The organism is Secundilactobacillus muriivasis (genome assembly GCF_054785195.1).
Map to the genome: position 1 here is coordinate 1 of NZ_BAABMI010000008.1, position 23,001 is coordinate 23,001.

A 23,001-nucleotide genomic window follows, 5' to 3' on the forward strand; every position below is an offset into this window, starting at 1 on the left:
AAAGGCAAAATCCCAGGCCCGGGGATTTCCGATTTGCTAATTTCGTGTGCGGTTGGCGACGTGCATTCCGGCTACTTTGTTTCGGCGCCGCTTGGACTGTATTTTTTAGGATACTGATTTATTCAAGAGGTGGCTACTATGTGCCTTCTAGCAGCTGCACCGAAATGTGCTACACGAAACTGAGAGCTACATGTAAGGTGAATCCGGTAAAACCGCCAAACCCGGGCGCTTTTACCGGATTCACCTTACACTACGCTCTCAAACCGTTTCGTTTCGCACTCTAATAGTGCTTGACCTCCCGCCCATTTACCCGTACCATTTTCATGAACCCTATTTCGCAACTATGGAGGCATTATATTTGTCAACTCAAGATCTGGGACACCTCATTCAAGTACTTAACCGGCACATTTTTCGCTACTTTGTCAAAGTTGGCGATCAGCTTGGAATCAGCAGTATGGAAGTCGTTTTCCTCAACTTCTTTTTTGAAAATGCCACACAGCCCATCTACCAAACCGACCTAGAACGCACCTTCAATATCCGTAGTTCCACGGCAACTACCAACGTTAAACTCATGGTCAAAAAGGGTCTGATCAAACAAATCGAAGACACTGATGATAAGCGTCGCAAGGTGCTACAACCAACTGATAAAGCCCTAAAACTCAAAGAACCACTGACCGCTGCCCAACGCCAATTGGAGCGTGAATTAACGCAAGACCTCTCCCCAGTTCAACGGGAAGATTTCCAACAGTTTTTAATGGCAGCCATTCAAAATTTAACCCTTTAATTTCAAAAAAGTGCTATTCTGACCGGATCAGATCCTCGTCAGAATAGCACTTTTTTAGTCAATCAAGCTGTCTGTAATAGGCCCAACACCAACTGTAATTGAGGCCGCAGCGCCGCTTTAATTGCCGGGGTCATTTCCCGGTTGTTACGAATCAATAACTCATCATAAATCACCTTTTGGTAAATCGAGGTGATCACCCGCGCTAATGGCCGGTACTGGGTTGCGTCAACCGGTAGAATGGTCGAAATCGTCTTAAACTGCGCGCTGATCATCGATACGAGGCTCTCTAGAACCTGCATCAACCAATCCGCCTGCTTATCAGACAGCAACATCCGCTCCCGGATCGTAATCATAAACGACTGGTAACTAGCTTCATCTTGAAAGACCTGCCATACTCGCTCAAAAACGGTCATTAGTCGATCTTCTAAGTCGCTAATCGTTTGACACCCTTCAAATGAAATCTGAACCTGATTCATCCGACTCATAATGCCGCGATAAACGATCGTATCTAAAATCTCATGTTTGCCATGGGGGAAGTAATAGTACAGCAACCCTTCAGCCGTACCCGCTTCTTTGTTGATTTTTCGGGTCGTTGTTGCTTCAAAGCCTTGCGTTGCAAATAGTTCTCGCGCAACCTTGATCATCTTTTCTTTTTGATGATCGCCCCTAGTTTCGTTCTTCGTCATTGACCTCACAACCTCACGTTTTCGGTTAACCTAAGTTTAATTCAAATTACGTTAATAATAAAGTCTAAATAGTCAAACTTTTGTTCAAGCTATTAAAAAAGGGCCGGTAACCGAAAATTGCTTTCCGGTGTCCACCCTTTTCATTTAACCTAACGTCAGAACGCTTGACTTACTGTCTGAACGATCAGGTAAACGTTCAACCCAACCAGAACGATTGCAGCGATCCACGCACAGTATTTGACCCAAGCCCGGTTCGCAAATTCACCCATGATCTTCTTGTTACTCGTGAAGAGTACTAGAGGAATGATGGCAAATGGTAATGCCACACTCAGGAAGACTTGTGAGAACGTCAGTAAGTTTTCAATCTTAGCTTCATTGCCGTGGTAGTAAACCGCGAAGGCCAACACAGGTGCCACTGAAAGAATCCGAGTGACTAACCGTTGGGCCCACAATGGAATCCGTAAGCGAATGAACCCTTCCATGACAATTTGACCAGCCAACGTCCCGGTAATCGTGGAACTTTGACCTGAAGCTAACAGTGCAACGGCAAACAGCATACTCAACATTGGACTAGCAATTGCACCAACGACTTGGCTATCGCTCAAGGCGTTAAATAAATCAACGAAACGGCCCAATGAGCTATCAGTACCAAAGAACAAGGCTGCCCCTAAAATCAGTAACAAACTGTTCACGATGAACGCCAAGAACAATTGGATGTTCGAGTCGATCGTTGAGAACTTGATGGCTTTCTTAATCTCTGCTCGGTCTGAACGATCCAGTTGCCGCGTTTGTGAAATTGATGACCCTAAGTATAAATCATGAGGCATCACAGTTGCCCCAACGATCCCTAAGGTCAGGTAAAGCATCGAGTGGTTTGTCATAATGGCGCTCGTTGGGACGTAACCATTAATGATCCCAGCAATACTTGGGTGAGAAAGTGCAACTTCATAAGCGAAGACCAGCACGATTACAATAACCAAGGTTGCCACGATGGCTTCAATTTTTCGGAACCCTAACTTCATCAACAGCAACAAAATCAACACATCAGCGGACGTAATGAGAATACCGACAATCAGTGGCATTCCAAATAATAGCTTTAACGCAATAGCGGATCCAATAATTTCAGCAACGTCGGTGGCCATGATTGCCAATTCGGAGACGACCCACAGGAAGATCCCCATGCCTTTCGTCGTCCGCTCCCGTGTTAACTGAGCCAGATCCTTCCCCGTCACGATCCCTAACTTAGCGGACATGGCTTGCAGTAGCATCGCAATCAAACTTGAGATCAAAACCACTGCCAGTAACTTGTACTTAAACTGGGCACCACCAGCGATAGACGTAATCCAGTTACCTGGATCCATATACCCAACCGCGATCAGGACACCCGGACCAGTGTAGGCCATTAACGTCTTCCAAAATCCGGCGTTCTTAGGGACCCGCACACTCCCGTTAACTTCATCCAAACTCTTACCGTCACCGCCAACACCTTGGACAAACTTAGCGTGCTTTTCAACATCAGCTTCTTTCATCAATAAGAACCTCTTTTCTATTGGCTTAGAAATTCGGTTGGTCCACGAAAGCTCAAAATTGATATAAGGTTAAGCAACTAACCGTTTAACGTCATATCAATTTTTCTTTCATTGATCCAAACATTCAAAGCAATTTAATTTAGTTTTCAACCGGTAAGTTGAGCACCCGCTCAACTCGCCACAACATACTATACCACCCCCTTTTAAAAATACAAGCTTTTTATGGTGGTGTAAGCGCTATAAGTTGGATTATGTTGATTTGATTATTCGGATAGCCTAAACTCTCATGTGATTCCCATTCTTTTGTAGACTTGGCATGCAAAATCAGATTGGTCGTTTTACGTTGTAAAAAAATAGACTATACTGCTCATAGTAACGTAACTGATTGATGCTATCACTCACGAAAGAAGCTGATTCCAATCAAACCTCAAATTCTCGTTGTTGAAGATGAAAAGGGCCTTCAACGACTACTGACCACCGAACTTTCCTTCGAAGGCTACGACGTTCTCGTCGCCGGCGATGGCGAAGCGGCTTTAACAACCTTCAACGCCAATCAAACAACCCTTAACCTCATCTTATTAGACTGGATGATCCCCAAAATTGACGGTTTAGGGGTCCTTCGCAGGATTCGTCGCGTAAATGCCAAGTTACCGATCATCTTTCTCACCGCTCGTGACTTTAGTGGCGATAAAGTGGCTGGTCTCGATAGTGGCGCTGATGATTACATTACTAAACCCTTTGATATGGAAGAATTACTCGCTCGAATTCGGGTTATTTTTCGCCATGAAGCCCAACAGACAACGATTGATCCAACATATCAATTAGGCCATTTAGTGCTTAATACGAAGGCGCACCTCGTGACCTACCAAGATCAACAAATCGCGCTTACTCAGCGCGAGTATGCCCTGATGCTGTGCTTGATCCAACATCCAAATGAAACCCTCGACCGCGATGAAATTCTCGACATCGTTTGGGGCACCGATTTCGTTGGCCAAGCGAATATCGTTGACGTCTACGTCCGTCAGCTCCGGCACAAGTTTCAGGCCCTTCAATTTGCTGACTTTCAAATTGAAACGGTCCGCGGTGTCGGTTACTCCCTAACGGAGGTTACCCATGGCTAACGATCACCCCGCACTCACTAACCGCTCACTTATTCGGCGGACATACATTCGAACGATTTTGATTACGGCCGTTTTAAGCCTGTTCATCACGCTAAGTGTCATTGCTGTTCTCTTGATTCAAAGTGGTACTAACACCGCCACCAAGATGATCGAGTCGTTACAAGATACCTTCGTTCACCCAACGCCTAACACCGATGCCTGGCAAGCAACGAGTCAACAAGGGCCATCGACCACTTACGTCAAAATTCGGTATCGAAACGGAAACACTAATCGGCAACACACCTTTTATTCCAAAAAGGCAGCCGCCTTTACCACCCAATCATCACACCGACTCACGGCTGGCATCACCTCTGTCAACGGTAGCGGTTGGTATTTTTATAAACGCCACCGCACTACCCGGGCCACTTATCAAGTCTGGATCAAAGCAGATTATGCGTTGCAACAGCTCTACACCGTTATCATCGCAGTCCTGTTAGTCGTCGTTTTAAGTGCCAGCATTGGGACCTTTTTAATTGATTTGGCAGCCAAAAGAATCACGCAGCCGTTAGCGTCATTAACCAAAACCGCCAACCAACGGGTACAAGCTACGGACATCAGTGCTGCCCCGCTCCCAGTTCCTGCTGAACCCCTTGAAGCTCACCAACTTGCTGGTAGTTTTAACCAACTCCTCCGCGCCCTTAACGACCAAATGACGCGAGAAAAACGCTTTGTGGCGGACGCTTCTCATGAACTTCGAACCCCACTTGCAGTCATTCGCGGGTATATCAGCTTACTTCAGCGCCGTGGCAAACAACACCCAGAAGTGTTCGATGAGGCCCTCTCTTTTCTGGATAGTGAATCCCTACGTTTGCAAGAACTTGTCGCCTCTCTACTGACGATCACCCGCAACGAACAGGCCATTTTGTCCCTAAAACCAGTCAATTTGAGCAAGCTTCTAACAACCGTTGTGACCAGTTATCAGTCACAAAGCCCACAACCGATTACGACTCAACTAACGCCCGACCTCTGGATCAACGCTAACTCGGATAGTCTCAAACAAGTTACCTTAGCCTTACTCGATAACGCCCGTAAATACGCTGCCAACGCCACCGTCACCGTTAAAGCCCAGCAAATCGATCAACACATCGTGATGACCGTTGCTAACACGGGACCCAGCATTCCCGATGACGCTAAGCCCCATCTCTTCGACCGGTTTTACCGGGTTGATGAATCACGTTCCAGTGATATTCCAGGCTCCGGGCTTGGTCTCGCCATTGTGAAGCAATTAGTCGACCAACACCACGCCCAAATCTCAGTAACGGATAACGTTCCAACCGGAGCGGTATTTAGCATCACCTTCAATCAACTCGATCCCCAATTCAAAAATGAAGAACCTTCATCAAACCTTCACTGACTCTAGATAGCGACTAAGGGCGTAACTGCTTATGATTAATGTAATCAATCAGTTACGTCCTTATTTGTCTCAACTGGAGGGAGATTATTATGACAGAAGAACTTACATCAACTCATCCCGTGCTCAACAAGGTGCCCGGAATCACCCTATTATTCTGGCTCACCAAGTTAATCAGTACCGGCCTCGGTGAATCCGTTTCAGATTTCTCAAGTCAAATTTTTGGTCAACAAAACGGCAACCTAGGTGAACTGTTTACCGTTGCTTGGTCACTCGGTTTATTTGCTATTTTCCTCACCTTACAATTTCGGTCTGACCGCTACCGACCAGTCTATTACTGGGCTTCGGTTGCGCTACTCGCGGTTTTCGGAACTTTTTCTGCCGATACCTTTAAAACCATCACTGGACTTCACTACATGGAAACGACTTTGATTTTCGGTGTGCTGATGGTAATCAGTTTTGCGGCCTGGTACCTGACCACCCACGACCTTTCAATTCACCACATCACCACCGCTAAAAAAGAAGGGTTCTACTGGTTAACCGTTGCCTTTTCTTTCATGTTAGGAACCGCCGCTGGTGACTGGTTTGCGACTGCTCGCGTCGGTGGTTATAACGTCGACCCAACTGGCTTGGGCTTAGGCTTTCTTAACACTGGTTTAATTTTAGGTGCCGTCTTCGTTGCCCTAATTGCTTACAGAGTAGTCATGAAGCCCCAACAAAATTCCGTTGCTGAAATCACGACTTTTTGGTTAGCTTACATCTTAACTCGGCCAGTCGGTGCCAGCTTTGCTGACTACTTCGGTTATAACTTCCACAACGGGTTTCTCGGCAATCAGGGGATGTCCGTTATCTGGATCGTTTTATTCGCCATCTGCTTAGGTGTCACTATCGTTAGGCATTCACAAACGGTGAAATTAAGTGCCCATGTGAACTAAAAATTAACCTCCAAAATAGTCCGCTGTGCAATTTTGCAGCGGGCTATTTTGCTGTCGTAAGTGTGCGGAGCGAGACGGGTTGAGAGCGTAATGTAAGGGGCTTCGGTGAAAGCGCCCGGGCCTGGCGGTTTTATCGAAGCCCCTTACATGCAGCTCTCAGTCTCGCGCAGCACCATTCGGCGCGGTGGCCAGAAAGCGCGTGGTTGACAAGTTCTTACAACTTCAGGAACCCTAGAAATAACAGTCCAAGTGGCACCGAATTTTGTAGCCTGAGAGCGCCGGTTTTCATGCGGCTTTGGCGAGCGAAGCGACGACAAACAGCCGACACTCAAATCGCACCCAACACTATCGCTGGACACAAGCGTAAAAAAAGCCAGCCCCCAAAATCGAAAGCTGACCGTCAACCTATTTCAATAATCCATGCTGTTTCAAATACTCCCGCGCCACAACCGACGCTTTCCGATGCTTCACCGTCACTTGATAGTTCATCGCCTGCATATCACTCGTGGAGATTCGACCACTCAGTTTTTGAAGGCTCTTAACCGCCTCCGGATGGGCCTTGGCGAACTTAGTCGTCATCACTGGACCACCTTGATATGGCGGGAAGAATGACTTCGAATCCTGTAACACAACCAAGTGATATTCCTTAATTTGCGGATCGGTTGTATAGCCATCCGTCACGTCAACTCGACCGTTCGCCAGTGCTTCATAACGTAATGCCGGTTCCATCGTCCGCGCTGATTTCAAGTGAATGCCATACGCCTTTTGCAATCCCGGATAACCATCCGATTGTTGATAGAAGTCAGGGTCAAAGGCCCCACGCAGTTGTCCAGCGACTCGCGCAAGGTCAGCAACGGTTTTCAGATGATACCGCTTGGCCGTTGACGCCCGAACTGTCATTGCGTAACCATTTTGATACTGCATTGGTTTTAAGTATGTCATTTGATACTGCGAACTCAAAATATGCTTCGCATCCCGATAAGCCTTGGCTGGCTCATGGTTCACCGCTAACTTCGTTTTAGATAACGATTGAATCACAGTCCCGGTAAACTCCGGGTAAATGTCGACTTTGCCACTCTCAACCGCCTTAAAGAGGAAACTGGTTCCCCCAAAGTTTGGTTTCAAGGTCACTTTAGCCTTCGAATCATCCTGTTGGATCAAATCCTTATACATGTTGATCAAAATTTCGGGCTCGCCACCCATCTTACCGGCAATCGTAATGGTTTCAGTTGGCCGCGCCAATAGTTGGTGACCAATGCCACCGCCGATACCTAAAATTACAACCGCTGCCACACCGATACCTAGTTGTTTGAGTGGTACCTTCGATAGGAGTTTAATTAATAGGTTCGCTAATAACGCCAGGATGGCCGATAAAATCGCCCCAACCAGCAGCGCATTATTATTATTCGTTTGAATTCCTAATAGGATGTAGGTCCCTAAACCACCGCCACCGATCAAAGCGGCTAACGTGGCAGTCCCAATGACCAGCACGGTTGCGATTCGAATCCCCGAGAGGATCATCGGCATCGCCAGCGGCAATTGGACCCGGAAGAGTTTAAAGCGCCGCGTCACGCCTAGCGCATCCGCTGCTTCGAGTAACACGGGGTCAATGTTGGTAAGTCCCGCATAGGTATTTTGAAAGACCGGCATCATCGCGTATAACACCAAAGCAATAATAGCTGGAACGGTGCCGATACCAACAAACGGGATTAGGATCCCTAAAATCGCTAAACTAGGAATCGTCTGAATCACACCCGTGACCTGCAGAAAGAAACCACCGATGCGCCGGTGATTGATCAACGCAATCGCCAACGGAATCGTAATGACGATCGTGATCAGCATCGCAATCGCCGAAATAAAAATGTGTTGCCCCAACGCCTGAACCAAATCAGACCCGTTTTTGGCAACGTAGGTCATTAACGCGTTAATCACGATCACCCCCGGTCCCTAACGACGCCATATAACGCAATAAATCCTGATTTGTAAGCAACTGCCCGTTCACTAAAATGGTCTGCGTTGGCCGTTCTTGCAGTAATGCCGCCCAAGCGTAAATCGTCTGATCAGGTTGTAGCGTCACGGGTTGATCAGTTGCGCTCGGTGCACAACCAAAGCCCTTCGCCACCACTTGTCCAAGCAGTCGATTACCAGCTTGTTCATCCGCAAAGAAGGTCTTCACAAACGGCGTTGCCGGACTACTCAACAGCTGAGCCGGTGTTCCCACCTGTTGCAGTTCACCGTGATACACCACGGCAACCCGATCCGCCAACCGGACCGCTTCGTGCATGTCGTGAGTCACAAAAACGATCGTCGTATCAATGTTGTGGTGCAAGTCAATGACGATTTGCTGAAGCTGCCGCCGCGACACGGGATCCAGGGCACTAAACGGTTCATCCATGAGCACCAGTTTGGGACGAGCAGCTAGCGCCCGCACGATGCCCACCCGTTGCGCTTCTCCACCGGATAATTCACTTGGCATTCGGTTTAAAAACAGGTCTGGTGCTAACCCCACCTGTTCCAGTAGCTCACTGATGCGTTGTTGCTTCTTCTCGGTCGGCCAGCCCAGATTATCTAATTGCACACTCGCATTTTGCGCAACGGTCATGTTGGGAAATAACGCCCCCGTTTGGAGCACGTACCCAATTCGCCGGCGCAGCTGCTGTAGATCAACTTGAGCAACATCTTCACCGTCAATTTTAACGGTGCCCGTTGTTGGCACGACTAACCGGTTAATGGTCTTCAACAGGGTCGTCTTGCCACTCCCAGATGGACCCACGAGTACGAATAATTCGCCATCGTTAATGGTTAACGACAGGTCCTTGAGGGCGTACTGGTCCTCGTATTGCTTGCTGATAGTTGTCAGCTCGATCATTGACTTCACCTCGCCTTATCTAGCTTCTAAATATACGGAAATCCTAGGGGGACTGCAAGAATTTGCCCTTAGCTTTTCGTTATTTAAAGTTGTGGGTTTTGCTAATTTTAGTTGTAACTGTTGAAGTTACTTCTCAACCATGGTATGCTTTCCCTATTCAGAAGTCAAGTCAACTTAAAGGAGGTTCCGCTTTGAACATCTCAACTCGTTACAGTGACGCCATTCACATCTTGGCCTATCTGGTGATCTACGCCGGAACGGACCTATCCAGTGATACGATCGCTAATAGCGTTGAAACCTCGCCAATCGTTGTGCGACGGTTAATGGGCAAGCTACGGGCAGCCCACTTGATTCAAACCCAACGCGGCATTGCTGATCCAAAACTAGCGCGAACACCCGATAAGATTACCCTTCTTGACGTGTTACACGCCGTTGAACCAGACCAACCCGTATTTGCGGTAGATCCGAAAACCAACCCCCTCTGCATCGTTGGTGGTAACATTCAAACCGTTTTGACCGATGTGTATGCGAAGGCCACCGCCGCCGCTCAACACGAACTTGCGACAACGACTTTGCAAATGGTAATCGACCAAATTTTAACGGAACAGCAAAAAAAGGAGCAATCAAACCTATGACCATTTTAATTACCGGCGCAACCGGCCACCTCGGTGGTGCCATCGTCGCCGCCCTTCAACAACGCCAGCCCATCAGTAACCTCACGCTTGGCGTCCACAACCTCGCGCATGCGACAAAATACCAACAGGCCGGCTTTCAGCTACGCCAAATCGATTTTCACAATGAAACGACTTTACAGCAGGCGTTTCAAGACATCGACCTTTTAATCTACGTCCCAAGTAAGAGCCACGATAGTTTTAGCCGGGTCACCGAACTCGAACACGTCATTACTGCCGCTAAAGCCAGTCACGTCCCACATCTACTTGCGATGGGGTTCATGGCTGATCAAGCCAATAACCCGTTTGATCTAAGTGCCTTCTACGGTTATCTACCACGCCGATTAGCCAGTTCTGGCCTACATTACACCATTTTACGAAATGCGCTCTACGCCGATCCGTTGGTGCCTTACCTACCCGAGTTGATCGACCGCGGTCACGTGATTTATCCAGTCGGTGAGCAGGCCCTTTCCTTCATTAGTTTGGCAGATAGTGCTGAGGCCTTCGCAACGGTTGCGACAACCCCGGCGTTACTCGAAGACGGTCGGACTTACACTCTGACACAGTCACGGGCGTATACCATGCCAGCGCTAGCCAAAGTGCTTTCAACGGTTTCCGGCCACCCCATCAACTACGAACCAGTTACACTAGCCGAATTCGAGGCTCTTTACGATGCCAATCACGAGGGCCACATGTTAGCCTCCATGTACGCTGGTGGCGCAATGGGCTTACTTGATGAAGTCACTACCGACTACGAAACCATCACGGGGCATCCGGCCACCGATTTAACCACCTTCCTTCAACAGGAATGGTCTAACAAACATTAATGAGTGTTTCACTTTGACACACCTCTCCATCTACGATACCCTAAATGCTATGGATATCGGATATTAAGGAGAAACCACATGACTAACCAACTATTTTTTGACTTTGATGGCACTATTGCCAACTCGGAACAGGGGATCGTTAACGCGATCAAATACATGGTGGATCAACTCAATCTACCGCATTTAACCGACGCTGAATACCGGACGTTTATCGGCCCAACGTTAACATCGAGCCTCAACCGGTACTTTCCAGAACTTACCGAAGACCAAGTCGTTACCGGCGTAAAGGCCTACCAGGAATCTTACGGTGATACTGGGATGTTTGAAATGACGCTCTACCCCAACATCGAACGCATTTTAACGCAATTAAAAGATGCCGGTTACCGGTTGAACGTTGCCTCAACTAAAACCGAAACCGTTTTGACCGACGTTGTTGAACATTTTAAACTCGAGCACTACTTCGAAGGCCTCTACGGCGCAACCGTTGACGAGCGCGACCGCAGCAGCAAGAGCGCCATCCTCGCTTACGGCATGCAACAAAGCGGCGCCATGGCCGACCACACCATCATGATTGGCGACCGTTACACTGACATGGACGGCGGAACTGACAACCACGTCAAGACGCTGGGCGTCACGTACGGTTTCGGCGACGCTGCCGAACTTCGGGCAGCTGAAGCTACGGCAATCGTGACCGCACCGCTGGAGATTCCGGATGCGGTTGCTGAGTTGTTGAAGTAATTGATAATTAACTACTCCTGTTCATTGGAGTAGTTTTTTATTGTCGTTCGTGTTCAGCGTAAGCATTCTTCTGTTTAGCTTGTGAAGTGCGGTGATTTGCGTGAGCTGACGATTCCGGTAAGCGACTAGGTTCCTGCTGTGGGGCCGGTTTGAGCCAAAGGGCGGTCTCAAACCTCGAATCTAAGCCTCGCCAAAACCCGTGCGAGTCTTAGATTCGTCCCCGATAATTGGCGGTTGTTGGAAGTTCATCAACAACCGCCAATTATCGCGACACAGCATCCACCTAGCCGCTTACCTGCATCTCATAATGTGCAAGCAGACACTATTGTAGACCATCTAAAGTGCTTAACTGGACAACTTGCGGCGGTATCATAATAACCTAACGTTGATTCGACAAAGGTCTAAATTAATCAGCAGCCATCGTTCCTTAATCGAGATGGCTACTTCTGAATGTCAACGCAACGGCGTTAAGTCCACGCAAACGTGACGTACGACTGGCCAATCTAGTAATGCGCAATCGTTGATTCATTGCGGTTACCGGACATTGACTACTATCGTTTCTTGCAGTTGTTGAGTTATCATCGAACGTTGCGGTTATGCAGTTTCGTCAACTTCAGTTTGTTACAGTTAGCAGTTAAGCTTTCGACAGCGTACTATGCAGCGGGAGGCGGAGGCGCGCGAGGCTCAGCAGTGTCGGTATGACTTAAGCAGTCGTAGTCCGTGGGGTTCGGGCTGCGAGTGCTTTAGTCATACGCGGGTCCGGAGAGATCCGGCATGGCGGTCCTCAGCCATTCCTAGCTCGTAGGCCCGCCACTGCGTTCCAGCCTCGCATAGCGCCGGAGCCTCCCGCGGCATCTTCCCACTATAAAACCCAGAATCTCTGAACTTCACAAACTCAGCATGCTTACGCTGGACACAAACGACAGCGTCAAAAAGACCGAAGCTAATTCACAGCTTCGGTCTTTTTAGGTAGCACTTACTATTAATGTCCATCCTGCCAACGCCGCTTCATCGTCGGCAATAAGTTCGACAGTGTCACAGCACCGAGGATCAACACAACGCCGACCAGTTGGAGCCAGTCAACGGTTTCTCCCAACAAAATAAACGCAAATAAAATCGAGGCCGGCAACTCCAGCGATGACAAAATCGGGCCGACACCTAGCGCCAACTTAGGCATGTAAATCGAATAGGCGATCAACGGGAAAATCATCGAGAAGAAGGCCACTAAACTGCCCCACTTGATTGCAGCCAGTTGGTCAACGTGCCCGTTAAATAGCGTCACGCCCCAGACCAAAACAATCAGCAGCAGCGCGCCGATACTCATCAGCCGCGCTTTATCCAGCGGGTTAAACTGTCGGCCAATATTACCCGTGAATTGAATCGTTAACGCATACGACAACCCCGACATGAACCCGAGGCCAATGCCCAGCAACGATAGCGGTGCCGTAATCGGCAGCAAGCCCGCCGCCAACACCGTTCCAGCCAAGACAACCACTACGCTAATGAGTTGAAGTCGCGATGGCCACTGCCGTTTTACCAGCGCACCGATGACGATTGACAGCCAAACCGACTGCATAATCATCACCGCCGCCACTGCTACAGGGACCCGGTTTAAGGCCAGAATGTAGAAGGTATTTGTAAACCCCGAAGCCGTTCCGGCGGCGATGACCTGCCACTTTTCCTTAGCAGTCGTCGTGGGCACCGTCCCCGGTTGGAGTCGCCGGCGCCCCGCTTCCAAAACGTGCAGGGCCACGCAAGCCAATAAAAACGTCCATACTAATAGCGGGCCGTTGCCAACAGCTTCCCGGTGTGCCAGCTTAAAAATCGATGCTGGGATGCCGTAACTAACGGCACCGAGCCCAACAAAGAGTGCTGCGTATCGTTTCAATCCGTCATCTCCCTAATAGTCGACTACCGGTGAAAGGTCGCCCCAGATGCTAAGCGATCCAAGTAGTCCTGAGTAACTTGTCGTTCTTTAAAATACACCTGCTTATCGCGTTCATCAAACGGCCGTTGCACGTGGCAAGGATTCCCAAACGCTAAAACGTTCGCTGGAATCGACTTGGTAACTACCGAGCCAGCGCCAATCACGGTATTATCCCCAATCGTGACGCCGGGCGTAATCGTTACCCCAGCGCCGATCCAAACGTTATTTCCTATTTTAACCGGTGCAGCGTACTCTGCGCCAGTCTTTAATCGTAAGTCAGGATCTAACGCGTGACCGGCTGTATAAATCCCCACGTTGGGGGCAATCAACACATCATCACCGATAATAATTGGCGCCGCATCAAGTAACGTTAAATTATTGTTGGCAAAAAAATGGTCACCTAACTGAACGTTGAACCCATAATCGGTGTGGAATGGCAACTCAATAAACGCGCCGTCACCCGTTTTGCCGAGTAGCGCCTTCAAAATTCGAGTCCGTTCCGTTAGATTTCGGTAGTCTAATCGGTTATATTCCTGAAGTAGGTCCCGCGCTTTGAACCGCAATTCCAGTAATTCTGGGGTTTGATAGTATAACTCACCATCGATCATCCGTTGTAAGGCTGCTTTTTCAGTCATTAAAATCACTCCTAATCAAAATTAATCCGTATCAATATTATACACTAATATTGATACGGATTAATTATATTCAGTGAATTCAATTTTTGGTCGATGCACAGTTTTCGATGTGACTTAATCTACCATTAATTTGTGAACTCGTGCTTGCAACGCTGGCACAATGGCCGTTTCAAACCACGGGTGCTGTTTCAGCCAACCGTAATTGAGCGGCGATGGGTGCACCAATGGGAAGTAATCTGGTAGATAGTCTTGGTAGTGTTCAACCGTTGCGGTCAGTGTTTTTTGACGCGTCTTTTGTAGGTAGTATTTTTGCGCATACTGTCCAATCAATAAAGTTAACGCAACGTTGGGCATTAATACGCGGGTCTGTTCATGCCACTTTTCCGCAAATCCCGGTCGCGGTGGCAGATCACCATGTTTACCCTTACCTGGATAATAGTAGTCCAATGGCATCACACCGATTTTACCGGAATGGTAAAACTCGTCTCGACTCAATCCTAGCCAACTGCGTAACCGATCACCACTGGGATCGTCCCAAAACGTCATCGACGCCTGCGCCTTGCGACTGGGCGCCTGACTAACGATCAGCAACCGCGCATTCGGTTCAACGTGGTACAAAGGTTGAATCCCTTGTTCTGTATACATCTGATTCTGTGGATCTTGTTGAATCGCTTCAAATAACGTCTCGGCAACGGTCATACAGCTTTCCTCCAAAATTAACGCTCATTTCTAACTCGCTTTAGTGATAAAAATAACCCAAATCACTCGCAACGCTTGGATAAATCGGAATCCAGTTAAAGGCTTCCTCAGGCCGTTTGTGGTTCGTGATGACTTCAGTTAAATCGTTCACCAGTTCCTCAGCGTTCACAGCCAATACCACTGCACCAACCAATTGTCCCGTCACGCGATCCTGAATCGTCGTTACTTGAGCAGCATCATCCTTTAACCGGTGATACGTGTACCATTGACCCACTTTTTGTTGCCGCACAAGATACCCCTCTGGGGTTTCTTGCGCTTGCTGTAATGTGACCCCAACTTGAGCTAATTCGGGACCCGCAAATACCGTATGGGGTATTACTGGATAGCTAATTGGCGCCGTTGTCGTACCCTTTAACAGTTCGGCAACATACCGGCCTTCCAAACCAGAAACGGGTGTTAACTTGGGGTGGGCTTTAGCAATTGCATCACCGATTGCAAGCACACTGGGAACCGTGGTCCGTAAATGATCGTCCACAACGACCCCGCCGGCAGTAACGTCAATGCCCAATTGATCTAGCCCCAGATCATCTAGGTTAGCACGTCGGCCGGCCGCTGTAAACACGGCATCAAGCGTTAATGGCGCTGCCGTATCGGTCTCGACCGTGATTGTGCCATCCGCCGTTGCCTGCAAGCGCTGAACTTGCGTATTCATATGGAAATGAATGCCTTTTTCTGCCAACAAATCTCGTAATTTTTCCGTATACGATTGTGGGAATCCTCGAAGCAACCGATCGTTGTGTTGGAAAACGTGAACCTTCGCACCCGCTTCAACCGCAATGTTCGCCAGTTCGATTGCGACATAACCCGCACCAACAAACCCGATTCGTCGTGGTAACTGCGGCAACGCTAAAAAGTCGGTACTCGTTAAAAAGTGTTCCTTGCCAGGAATATCAGGAATGGTTGGGCGCGCGCCGGTTGCAATCACGATATGGTCGGCTGTGAATTGTTGCGCATCAACTTGAACCGTGTGGCCGTCAACTAACCGGGCCTGACCATGAACGTGATCGATACCAGCACTGGTTAAGCCACCCTCAGTGCCCTTAGGTACCTTAGCCGTGTAGCTTTCCTTAAACTTCATCAATGCCGCCCAATCGACTTGCGGTGTTCCAGTCAAACCACTCTGGTCATAACGCTGCGTTTGGCGCTTAGCTTCAACTACGCCGTACAACATCTTTTTAGGGTCGCAACCAAAGTTGGGGCAAGTCCCACCCCAAAGGTTTCCTTCAATCACTAAAATGTGCTGCGTTGCCACTAACCCATAAGCCGTTGCCAAGCCACCAGGTCCTGCACCAATAATAATTGTGTCATATGTTGTCGTCATACCGTGTCCTCCTTTTTTCAATACCTTAAGTTTATTCTAATCGTTTCATTTGAGGACGTCAGGTAAGTTGCTTGGAGAGAGCGGAGAAAAACTCGGTTAGGTCCCAGAATATAAGCCACTCACATTGTAGATTCCCGGTCCTGGAATCTGCAATGTGAGTGGCTTATATGGCCGGGGCCTGAGTTTTTCTCCGCGTTTAGGCTATGTACCAGTCTCGAAGTCCCGGTTCCGACACCTTGATCCACCAGTTAAGAACGCCATTCGATACTTACCAATATACTCACGTTACATTCACTCTCAAAAAATGTTACCCCGGCCCATCCGCCACAATTCCACCATCAATCACGATTGATCATTTCCTATTATATTACCGCGGACTACGTAACTAGTTATCTAGCAATCGTAAATTGGTCTTTACCAAACCTTTACACCAACGCTCCCAATATTTACACAACCTTTATCTTACCTTTACACGCGTTGGTTATGATTGGACTGTAAAAAAAATAACGAGGAGTATTTGATATGACCCCACTTAAGCGCACCCTTTTACTGACCGGTATGGTTGGCCTTTCCTTGGCCGCAGCTGGTTGCAGCACCAAGTCTAACGCCGACCAAGCTGGCAAGAGCAAGGAACTGACCGTTGTCTTTCTCCCTGGTGATTCAGCCAAGGAAGCCACTGCCGCCCGGACCGCTTTAGCGAGCGAGATCCACAAGGCCACTGGTAAGAAGGTCAACGTGAAGACCACCACCGACTACAACGTCGCGATCCAAGCCATCACTTCTGGTAAGGCCCAGGTCGCCTTGATGGGCCCTGACGGCTACATTCAAGCGCACAAGCAAAACAGTGCCGTTAAGCCGATCTTAACCTACTCTGGTAAGTCAGGGACCTTAAAGGACGCCCAGTACCACAGTTACGTGATGGTCCCTAAGGCCAAAGCAGCTCAGTATAAGGTGAATGGCAAATACAGCTTGAACAAGATCAAGGGCCAACGCATGTCCTTCGTCTCAAACACGTCAACTTCTGGTTTCGCCATTCCAGCCGGGGCCATCCAAACGGCCTTCAAGTTGAAGAACAAGGACGACCTCCAACAAAACAACAAGTTCTTCTCTAAAGTCCTCTTCGGCGGTTCTCACCAAGGATCAGCCGTTAACTTATTGAAGGGTGACGCCGACGTTGCCGCATTTGACGACATGGACTTAGTTCAATACGGGAAGTTTACGAACGACTCGACCAAGGCCGGTGCCGACTTTAAAGTGAACGCCGATGCCCCAGCACCATTTAACTCAGTTCGTGGCAAGGAAAGTATCGCCTTGGCCGCTTACCCAGTTCAAAACGAACCATTAGTTGTTAATAGCAAGGGCGTTAGCCAATCTGACGTTAACAAGATTGTCAAAGCCTTCACGTCTAAGCGTGTTGCGAACGATCCTAAGTTCTTCGCACCTGCTGATGCTAAAGTCCGTGGCCTCTTCACGAAGGATGGCAAGACACAATTCATCGGTATTTCTGACAAGTGGTACGCACCGACCCACAAAGTTCTGGGCGAATAAGCCCAATTCATAGGAGGAGCCTACATGTTAACAGTCAACCACCTCGCTAAAAGCTACGACGGCGAGAAAAAAAACCTAACTGACGTCTCGTTCCAAGTCGCTCCTGGCGAAGTTGCCGTTATCATTGGTCCCTCTGGCGCTGGTAAAACGACCATTCTTCGGAGTCTGAACCAATTGATCAAGGATGATGACGGCGAGATTCTGCTGGACGATGTTGATCTACGACAACTCAACCGAGCCGAACTACGGCGGGCACGTTGCCAAATCGGCATGATTTTTCAAAACTACAACTTGATTGAACCCTTAACCGCCCTCGAAAACGTCCTGCATGGTTGCCTAGGGACAAAGTCGAACTTGGCCGGTATGTTTTCCCTTTACCGTAATTCCGAGAAGTTAGAAGCCCTCCAACTGCTACAAAAGGTCGGTCTTGGCGACTTTGCCTACCAGCAGTGCCGTAGTTTGAGCGGTGGTCAAAAGCAACGGGTGGGCATCGCGCGGGCGCTGATGCAACACCCCAAATTGATTCTCTGTGATGAACCGATCGCCTCGCTGGACCCCAAGTCCACGCGAACGGTCATGACACTGTTACGCGAACTCGCTGTGAATGACGGCATTTCCGTACTGATCAACCTCCACCAAGTGGACATTGCCCGTGAATTTGCCGACCACGTGATTGGGATTAATCAAGGGACGGTGGTCTTCGATGACTCCCCCGCTGCTTTGACCGATACCGCCGTCGCTGATATTTACCGCAAACAACCGGTCGCTGAGGAGGTGGGCGTGAATGGCTGATAATTCGCAAACCATTAACCGCTTTTTCGCCAAAAAGCGACTGCACCTCACCCTCATCGTTGTCGGTCTTGGATTAGCCTACGCGCTCGCCTCAGTTGGCCTTGGTTTTCAAACCCAATCCCTTTTCGGTGTTCAAAACGGAATCATCTGGCTCGCGCATAACTTTGTTCCCAACGCTGAGTCGGCATCCTACTGGCACGACATCGTCACGCAACTCTGGCGAACGTTCTTGGTTGCCATTGCCTCAACTACCTGTGCCGCGGTCGTTTCCCTCTTCTTAGCGGTGCTTGGCGCCAAAACGTTAAGTCCCAGCGTCGTGCTGAACTGGGTCATCCGGAGTTTCGCGTCCTTCATGCGTAACATTCCCATTGTCGCCTGGGCGATGATTCTCCTATTCTCTTTCAAACAAAACGATCTAACCGGTTTTCTCGCCCTCTTCTTCATGACGGTGGGTTTTCTCACCCGAGCCTTCATGGAAACCATCGAAGACTTTGGAACTGGCAAGCTTGAGGCACTACAGGCAACCGGCGCTACCTATTTACAGGTGATTTTTCAGGGATTAATTCCCGAAATTGCCACCGCGTTAATGGGCTGGGTGTTGTATATGATTGAAAATAACGTCCGCGATGCCACACTAGTGGGACTACTCACTGGAACCGGAATCGGCTTCATCTTCAACCTTTACTTCAAGGGGCTTCGTTACGGCGCTGCTGGGTTGGTTGTATTAGCCGTTATCATTCTGGTTGTCTCAGTTGAACTGGTATCCAAACTCATTGGGAGGCTTCTCGCATGATCAAACCCGAAAAATCACTTACCATGTTGACGCAGACCCCCAACGGGCCGCAGTTTTCCATTCCGCTCCGATTTCGCGATCGACGCCGGATCACCGTTTATTTGACACTCATGTTTTTAGGCGGCCTCACGTTATTGACCCTCCCGTCAATGATTCCAAGCCACTTTAACCTTGGCGCTGCTGTTCAAAGCTTCGGTGCCAACCTCCAACTGATGTTCTTAGACCCGCATCTAAGCAACACTACATTTACGGCGCTTTTAACGGCCCTGCTAGATAGCATCCTATTAGCCTTTCTCACCACGTTGCTGGGCGCCGTCATCGCCTTTGGCTTCGCCCTCGCCAGCACCCGCCAACTGGTGCCGACTTGGTTGACCCTCGTGATTCAAAGTGGCATGGCCTTGATTCGCGCCGTTCCCACTGTTCTGTGGGTTTTGATCTACAGTGTCGTTTTTGGCTTAGGCGCTAACGCCGCGGTCATCGGCATTACCTTCCACAGTGTCGCCTACCTGACCAAGGTTTACGCCGACAGCATGGACGAACTCGATAGCGACATCGTCACCAGTATGCAGGCCATGGGACTTCCTCGAGGCACGATCATTCGCCAAGCGATTCTCCCCTACCTGATGCCAAGCCTGCTCAGTTGGACCTTCATCCGTTTTGAAATCAACTTTGCGGACGCGGTTGCCATCGGCGCTGCTGCCGGTGCTGGCGGAATTGGTTACCAACTCTTCATGTCCAGCAGTTTCTACTTTGACTTCCGCGAAGTCGGTGTGATGGTTGACTTGATTTTGGTCTTTGCCGTCATCCTCGAAATCATTTCGTACCGCCTTCGCGCCGCAACTCACCGCACAGATGCTTAACGACCCACTACCCCATAGGAGGAACTTTTTCATGATTGAAGCGATTATCTTAGACTGGGCCGGGACTACCGTTGACTACGGTAGCCGAGCACCCATCATTGCCTTTAAAAATGCCTTTGCTCACTACGGTGTCGAGCTCAGTGAAGCCAGCATTCGCCAAGACATCGGCATCGACAAAAAGAGTCACGTTCGTAAAATTCTGCAACAACCCGAAATTGCGAACAATTGGGAAGCTACTCACCCAACAATTCCGCTAGCAACCGCCACTGACGAAGTTTACCGTCAGTTCCAACACGAAATTACTCAAGTGTTGAGTGAAACGGCCCAACTCAAGAGCGGGATGACGGAACTGATCCAGTTTGCCAACGACCACCACATTCAACTGGCAACGACCACGGGTTACACACAAGCCATGTTGGATCAACTATTACCATTGGCTGCAGAACAGGGCTACCAACCACTGGTGAACATCACGTCAGAACAAACAAACCACGTCGGTCGACCACAACCTGCCATGGTTGAATTGGCGATGCAAAAACTCAACGTCACTGACCCTGCTCACGTGATTAAGGTCGGCGATACGATCAATGACGTACTGGAAGGCAAAAACGCCGGTGTCATTTCGGTTGGGGTCGTTGAAGGTGGTAACTTGATTGGCCTTTCCCAATCGGAATTTGAACAACTTCAAATCGAAGACCGTGACCGTTATCAAATGAAGGCCGCTGCTATCCTCACCGAAGCCGGCGCCGATGAAATCGTCATGAACATCGCTGACTTGATTCCATTAATCGAATCAATCGACGACCACCAACGCGAAATGCCACTGTTACTGACCCCTGGTCCACTCACAACCAGCCCAACCGTTAAGGCAACTATGCAGGTCGACCACGGTACTTGGGACGATGACTACAAAGCACTGACGCAATGGGTGCGTCATCAACTCGTCACCCTTGGGAACGCCTCAGACGACGTTTACACCGCCGTTCTCATGCAAGGTAGCGGAAGTTTCGGCGTTGAAGCCACCCTTGGTACGGCGATTCCGCGTGAAAATGCCACGTTGATGATCGCAGCCAACGGCGCTTACGGTGAACGAATGGCTGAAATGGCCACTTACCTTCAAATTCCGTTTATCACGGTTCACGCCCCTGAAGACCAACCGATTACCATGGACTTGGTTTCAGAAAAGTTGGCCGCCCATCCTGAAGTGACCCACTTCGCTATGGTCCACTGCGAAACGACAACTGGAATTCTGAACCCGATCGAAACGATTATTCCAGCGCTTGCTGACAAAGGCATCGTTACCATCGTGGATGCCATGTCGAGCTTTGGTGGCATGCCAATCGACCTTGAACGTTTAAACGTTGACTACTTAGTGACCAGCTCTAACAAGTGCGTCCAAGGCGTTCCGGGCTTCAGCATCGTCCTCGCGAAAAAAGCGACCTTGGCAACCACTGCGGGCAACGCACGTTCATTGGCCTTAGACCTCTACGCGCAAAACGCCTGCTTCGAAAACCAACACGGCAAATGGCGCTTTACGTCACCGACCCACGTTGTCTACGCATTTGCCCAAGCCCTTCGCGAACTGTCCGTTGAAGGTGGCGTCACTGCGCGTTACCACCGTTACAGCACCAACGAGCAACTCCTTCACGAAGGCATGATTGACCTCGGCTACGAACCCGTGATCGATCACGCAGTTCAATCACCAATCATCACATCGTTCAAATACCCAACGGCGGACTTCAACTTCCGTGATTTCTACGAATACTTGAAGGACCGGGGCTTCATCATCTACCCTGGTAAGGTGTCTCAAATGGACAGCTTCCGCATCGGTAACATCGGTGAAGTTTCCGCCGACGATATTAGCCGGTTATTAAACTTGATTGCGACTTACACGACTGCGTTGAAGGCAACTGAATAACCTTAATCGCATACCAAAAAGGAATCGAACAACCACGTTCGATTCCTTTTTATTTAGTATTAAACCGCAAGTAACTACGATCATCAAACGACCGGTTGCCCACTTTCAACCCCTTCGTTGATACATAACCATGCGTACACTTGGGATCAGTTGCCAGTACCCGTTGCAGTGCTGCTTCAGTTTCGGCTAGACTCCCCTTCAATACCGGGTATCCATCACTCGCCATTACAATCTGGTGAGGCTGCTGATCTAACTGAATCACTCGACACAGTTCGCTTGGAATCGGCTGACCGTTAATGATGGCGTAACCCCAATCCGTACAAGCATCGTTGGCAAACTGGGTTGCTTTCAAGATCCAAGGTAAGATGGCATCACGACCCGGATCATCGTTCGTCGTTGCTGGGGTGGTCGCAAGCACTAAACTTCGAAAGTTGCCCAGGACCACGTCACTCTTCTTAGGGTTCGTCACCGATTGCCCATCTACTAGTAATTGGCAATCGCCAACTAACCAGAGTTGTCGCAGTTGCCGTGAATAAACTACCGCAACTGCTTGTAGGCCTTGGCTAACTCGATCGTAAGGAAATGGCACCTGCTCATAAAAGCGCTGGATAACGCCGTTAATTTGCCGCAATAAGTCCGGTAAGGTCGTTGCTGGATCAGCCTCAGCAATCGTTTGAGCAATTAAGGTTGACGCCCATTTTCCCGTTGTCTTCCCTTGATACCGAAATGGCGATTTAGCAGTAACACCATCAACGATTCCTAAAAAGTCGGTAGTCGTCACCAGCGTATCTTCACACTTCTCATCACTGATTTTGCCACGTCGAAACTGTTCAATTATTTCCATCAATTAACTGCCTTCTTTGTTTCTAAATGTTTCATGTGAAACATTGTTCATCTT

21 protein-coding genes and 1 pseudogene are annotated in these 23,001 nt (G+C 49.0%); 13 read left to right on the plus strand and 9 right to left on the minus strand.

Going from position 1 to position 23,001, the window contains the following annotated elements; genetic code table 11:
* Positions 1 to 358: 358 nt before the first annotated feature.
* Positions 359 to 784 carry a MarR family winged helix-turn-helix transcriptional regulator gene (locus tag ACYVR3_RS01695; protein ID WP_461242874.1) on the plus strand — a complete coding sequence of 142 codons (426 nt, stop codon included), beginning with the start codon at positions 359 to 361 and terminating at the stop codon, positions 782 to 784.
* Between the two features lie 62 nt (positions 785 to 846).
* Here the strand turns inward: ACYVR3_RS01695 and ACYVR3_RS01700 are convergent, their stop codons facing one another.
* Together ACYVR3_RS01700 and ACYVR3_RS01705 are read right to left on the minus strand one after the other, a co-directional pair.
* A complete protein-coding gene (locus ACYVR3_RS01700; protein WP_054737507.1) occupies positions 847 to 1,470 on the minus strand; it encodes a TetR/AcrR family transcriptional regulator in 624 nt (207 codons plus the stop codon).
* 155 nt (positions 1,471 to 1,625) lie between these two features.
* The gene (locus ACYVR3_RS01705; protein WP_461242875.1) at positions 1,626 to 2,999 is read right to left on the minus strand and encodes an Nramp family divalent metal transporter; all 1,374 of its coding nucleotides are present in this window, start codon (positions 2,997 to 2,999) and stop codon (positions 1,626 to 1,628) included.
* A 419-nt stretch (positions 3,000 to 3,418) separates the two neighbouring features.
* Here ACYVR3_RS01705 and ACYVR3_RS01710 point away from each other — a divergent pair, with 419 nt between their 5' ends.
* The 3 genes from ACYVR3_RS01710 to ACYVR3_RS01720 all read left to right on the plus strand — a co-directional run bounded on the left by ACYVR3_RS01710 (position 3,419) and on the right by ACYVR3_RS01720 (position 6,445).
* Complete coding sequence (locus ACYVR3_RS01710; protein WP_461242935.1) at positions 3,419 to 4,120, plus strand: response regulator transcription factor; 702 nt, start codon at positions 3,419 to 3,421, stop codon at positions 4,118 to 4,120.
* Positions 4,113 to 5,513: a sensor histidine kinase gene (locus ACYVR3_RS01715; RefSeq protein WP_461242876.1), complete on the plus strand. Its 1,401-nt coding sequence runs from the start codon at positions 4,113 to 4,115 to the stop codon at positions 5,511 to 5,513. The genes ACYVR3_RS01710 and ACYVR3_RS01715 overlap by 8 nt, the downstream gene beginning before the upstream one ends.
* Positions 5,514 to 5,602: 89 nt before the next feature.
* The gene (locus tag ACYVR3_RS01720; protein ID WP_461242877.1) at positions 5,603 to 6,445 is read left to right on the plus strand and encodes a COG4705 family protein; all 843 of its coding nucleotides are present in this window, start codon (positions 5,603 to 5,605) and stop codon (positions 6,443 to 6,445) included.
* Between the two features lie 405 nt (positions 6,446 to 6,850).
* Here ACYVR3_RS01720 and ACYVR3_RS01725 read toward each other — a convergent pair whose 3' ends face one another.
* Positions 6,851 to 8,377: an ABC transporter permease/substrate-binding protein gene (locus ACYVR3_RS01725; RefSeq protein WP_461242878.1), complete on the minus strand. Its 1,527-nt coding sequence runs from the start codon at positions 8,375 to 8,377 to the stop codon at positions 6,851 to 6,853.
* Positions 8,370 to 9,314, minus strand: a complete 945-nt coding sequence (locus ACYVR3_RS01730; protein ID WP_461242879.1) for an ABC transporter ATP-binding protein — start codon at positions 9,312 to 9,314, stop codon at positions 8,370 to 8,372. The genes ACYVR3_RS01725 and ACYVR3_RS01730 overlap by 8 nt, the downstream gene beginning before the upstream one ends.
* Before the next feature lie 191 nt (positions 9,315 to 9,505).
* On the opposite strand from ACYVR3_RS01730, the gene ACYVR3_RS01735 reads away from it, so the two are divergent.
* The 3 genes from ACYVR3_RS01735 (at position 9,506) to ACYVR3_RS01745 (ending at position 11,550) form a co-directional block, all read left to right on the plus strand.
* Positions 9,506 to 9,949: an Rrf2 family transcriptional regulator gene (locus ACYVR3_RS01735; protein ID WP_461242880.1), complete on the plus strand. Its 444-nt coding sequence runs from the start codon at positions 9,506 to 9,508 to the stop codon at positions 9,947 to 9,949.
* On the plus strand, positions 9,946 to 10,812 hold the full coding sequence (locus ACYVR3_RS01740) for an SDR family oxidoreductase (RefSeq protein ID WP_461242881.1): 867 nt from the start codon (positions 9,946 to 9,948) through the stop codon (positions 10,810 to 10,812). Before ACYVR3_RS01735 ends, ACYVR3_RS01740 begins: the two co-directional genes overlap by 4 nt.
* A gap of 78 nt (positions 10,813 to 10,890) precedes the next feature.
* A complete protein-coding gene (locus tag ACYVR3_RS01745) occupies positions 10,891 to 11,550 on the plus strand; it encodes an HAD hydrolase-like protein (protein WP_461242882.1) in 660 nt (219 codons plus the stop codon).
* Between the two features lie 982 nt (positions 11,551 to 12,532).
* Here the strand turns inward: ACYVR3_RS01745 and ACYVR3_RS01750 are convergent.
* The 4 genes from ACYVR3_RS01750 to ACYVR3_RS01765 form a co-directional block, all read right to left on the minus strand.
* The gene (locus ACYVR3_RS01750) at positions 12,533 to 13,438 is read right to left on the minus strand and encodes an EamA family transporter (protein WP_461242883.1); all 906 of its coding nucleotides are present in this window, start codon (positions 13,436 to 13,438) and stop codon (positions 12,533 to 12,535) included.
* A 23-nt stretch (positions 13,439 to 13,461) separates the two neighbouring features.
* Positions 13,462 to 14,112 carry a sugar O-acetyltransferase gene (locus ACYVR3_RS01755; protein WP_461242884.1) on the minus strand — a complete coding sequence of 217 codons (651 nt, stop codon included), beginning with the start codon at positions 14,110 to 14,112 and terminating at the stop codon, positions 13,462 to 13,464.
* 114 nt (positions 14,113 to 14,226) lie between these two features.
* Complete coding sequence (locus ACYVR3_RS01760) at positions 14,227 to 14,811, minus strand: uracil-DNA glycosylase family protein (protein ID WP_461242885.1); 585 nt, start codon at positions 14,809 to 14,811, stop codon at positions 14,227 to 14,229.
* A gap of 40 nt (positions 14,812 to 14,851) precedes the next feature.
* On the minus strand, positions 14,852 to 16,192 hold the full coding sequence (locus ACYVR3_RS01765) for a dihydrolipoyl dehydrogenase family protein (RefSeq protein WP_461242886.1): 1,341 nt from the start codon (positions 16,190 to 16,192) through the stop codon (positions 14,852 to 14,854).
* 522 nt (positions 16,193 to 16,714) lie between these two features.
* Here ACYVR3_RS01765 and ACYVR3_RS01770 point away from each other — a divergent pair.
* From ACYVR3_RS01770 to phnW, 6 genes and pseudogenes are all read left to right on the plus strand, one after another.
* On the plus strand, positions 16,715 to 17,740 hold the full coding sequence (locus tag ACYVR3_RS01770) for a phosphate/phosphite/phosphonate ABC transporter substrate-binding protein (protein ID WP_461242887.1): 1,026 nt from the start codon (positions 16,715 to 16,717) through the stop codon (positions 17,738 to 17,740).
* 24 nt (positions 17,741 to 17,764) lie between these two features.
* Complete coding sequence (phnC, locus tag ACYVR3_RS01775; protein WP_461242888.1) at positions 17,765 to 18,532, plus strand: phosphonate ABC transporter ATP-binding protein; 768 nt, start codon at positions 17,765 to 17,767, stop codon at positions 18,530 to 18,532.
* Positions 18,525 to 19,325, plus strand: coding sequence for a phosphate/phosphonate ABC transporter permease (locus tag ACYVR3_RS01780; RefSeq protein WP_461242889.1), 801 nt, complete (start codon positions 18,525 to 18,527; stop codon positions 19,323 to 19,325). The genes phnC and ACYVR3_RS01780 overlap by 8 nt, the downstream gene beginning before the upstream one ends.
* The gene (locus ACYVR3_RS01785; protein ID WP_461242890.1) at positions 19,322 to 20,185 is read left to right on the plus strand and encodes a PhnE/PtxC family ABC transporter permease; all 864 of its coding nucleotides are present in this window, start codon (positions 19,322 to 19,324) and stop codon (positions 20,183 to 20,185) included. The genes ACYVR3_RS01780 and ACYVR3_RS01785 overlap by 4 nt, the downstream gene beginning before the upstream one ends.
* Positions 20,186 to 20,216: 31 nt before the next feature.
* A pseudogene (gene phnX, locus ACYVR3_RS01790) lies at positions 20,217 to 20,963 on the plus strand (phosphonoacetaldehyde hydrolase); the annotation flags it as partial.
* Between the two features lie 39 nt (positions 20,964 to 21,002).
* On the plus strand, positions 21,003 to 22,103 hold the full coding sequence (phnW, locus tag ACYVR3_RS01795; RefSeq protein WP_461242936.1) for a 2-aminoethylphosphonate--pyruvate transaminase: 1,101 nt from the start codon (positions 21,003 to 21,005) through the stop codon (positions 22,101 to 22,103).
* A gap of 49 nt (positions 22,104 to 22,152) precedes the next feature.
* Here the strand turns inward: phnW and ACYVR3_RS01800 are convergent, their stop codons facing one another.
* Entirely contained in the window at positions 22,153 to 22,950 is a 798-nt protein-coding gene (locus tag ACYVR3_RS01800) for a hypothetical protein (protein WP_461242891.1), read from the minus strand.
* Positions 22,951 to 23,001 lie beyond the last annotated feature (51 nt).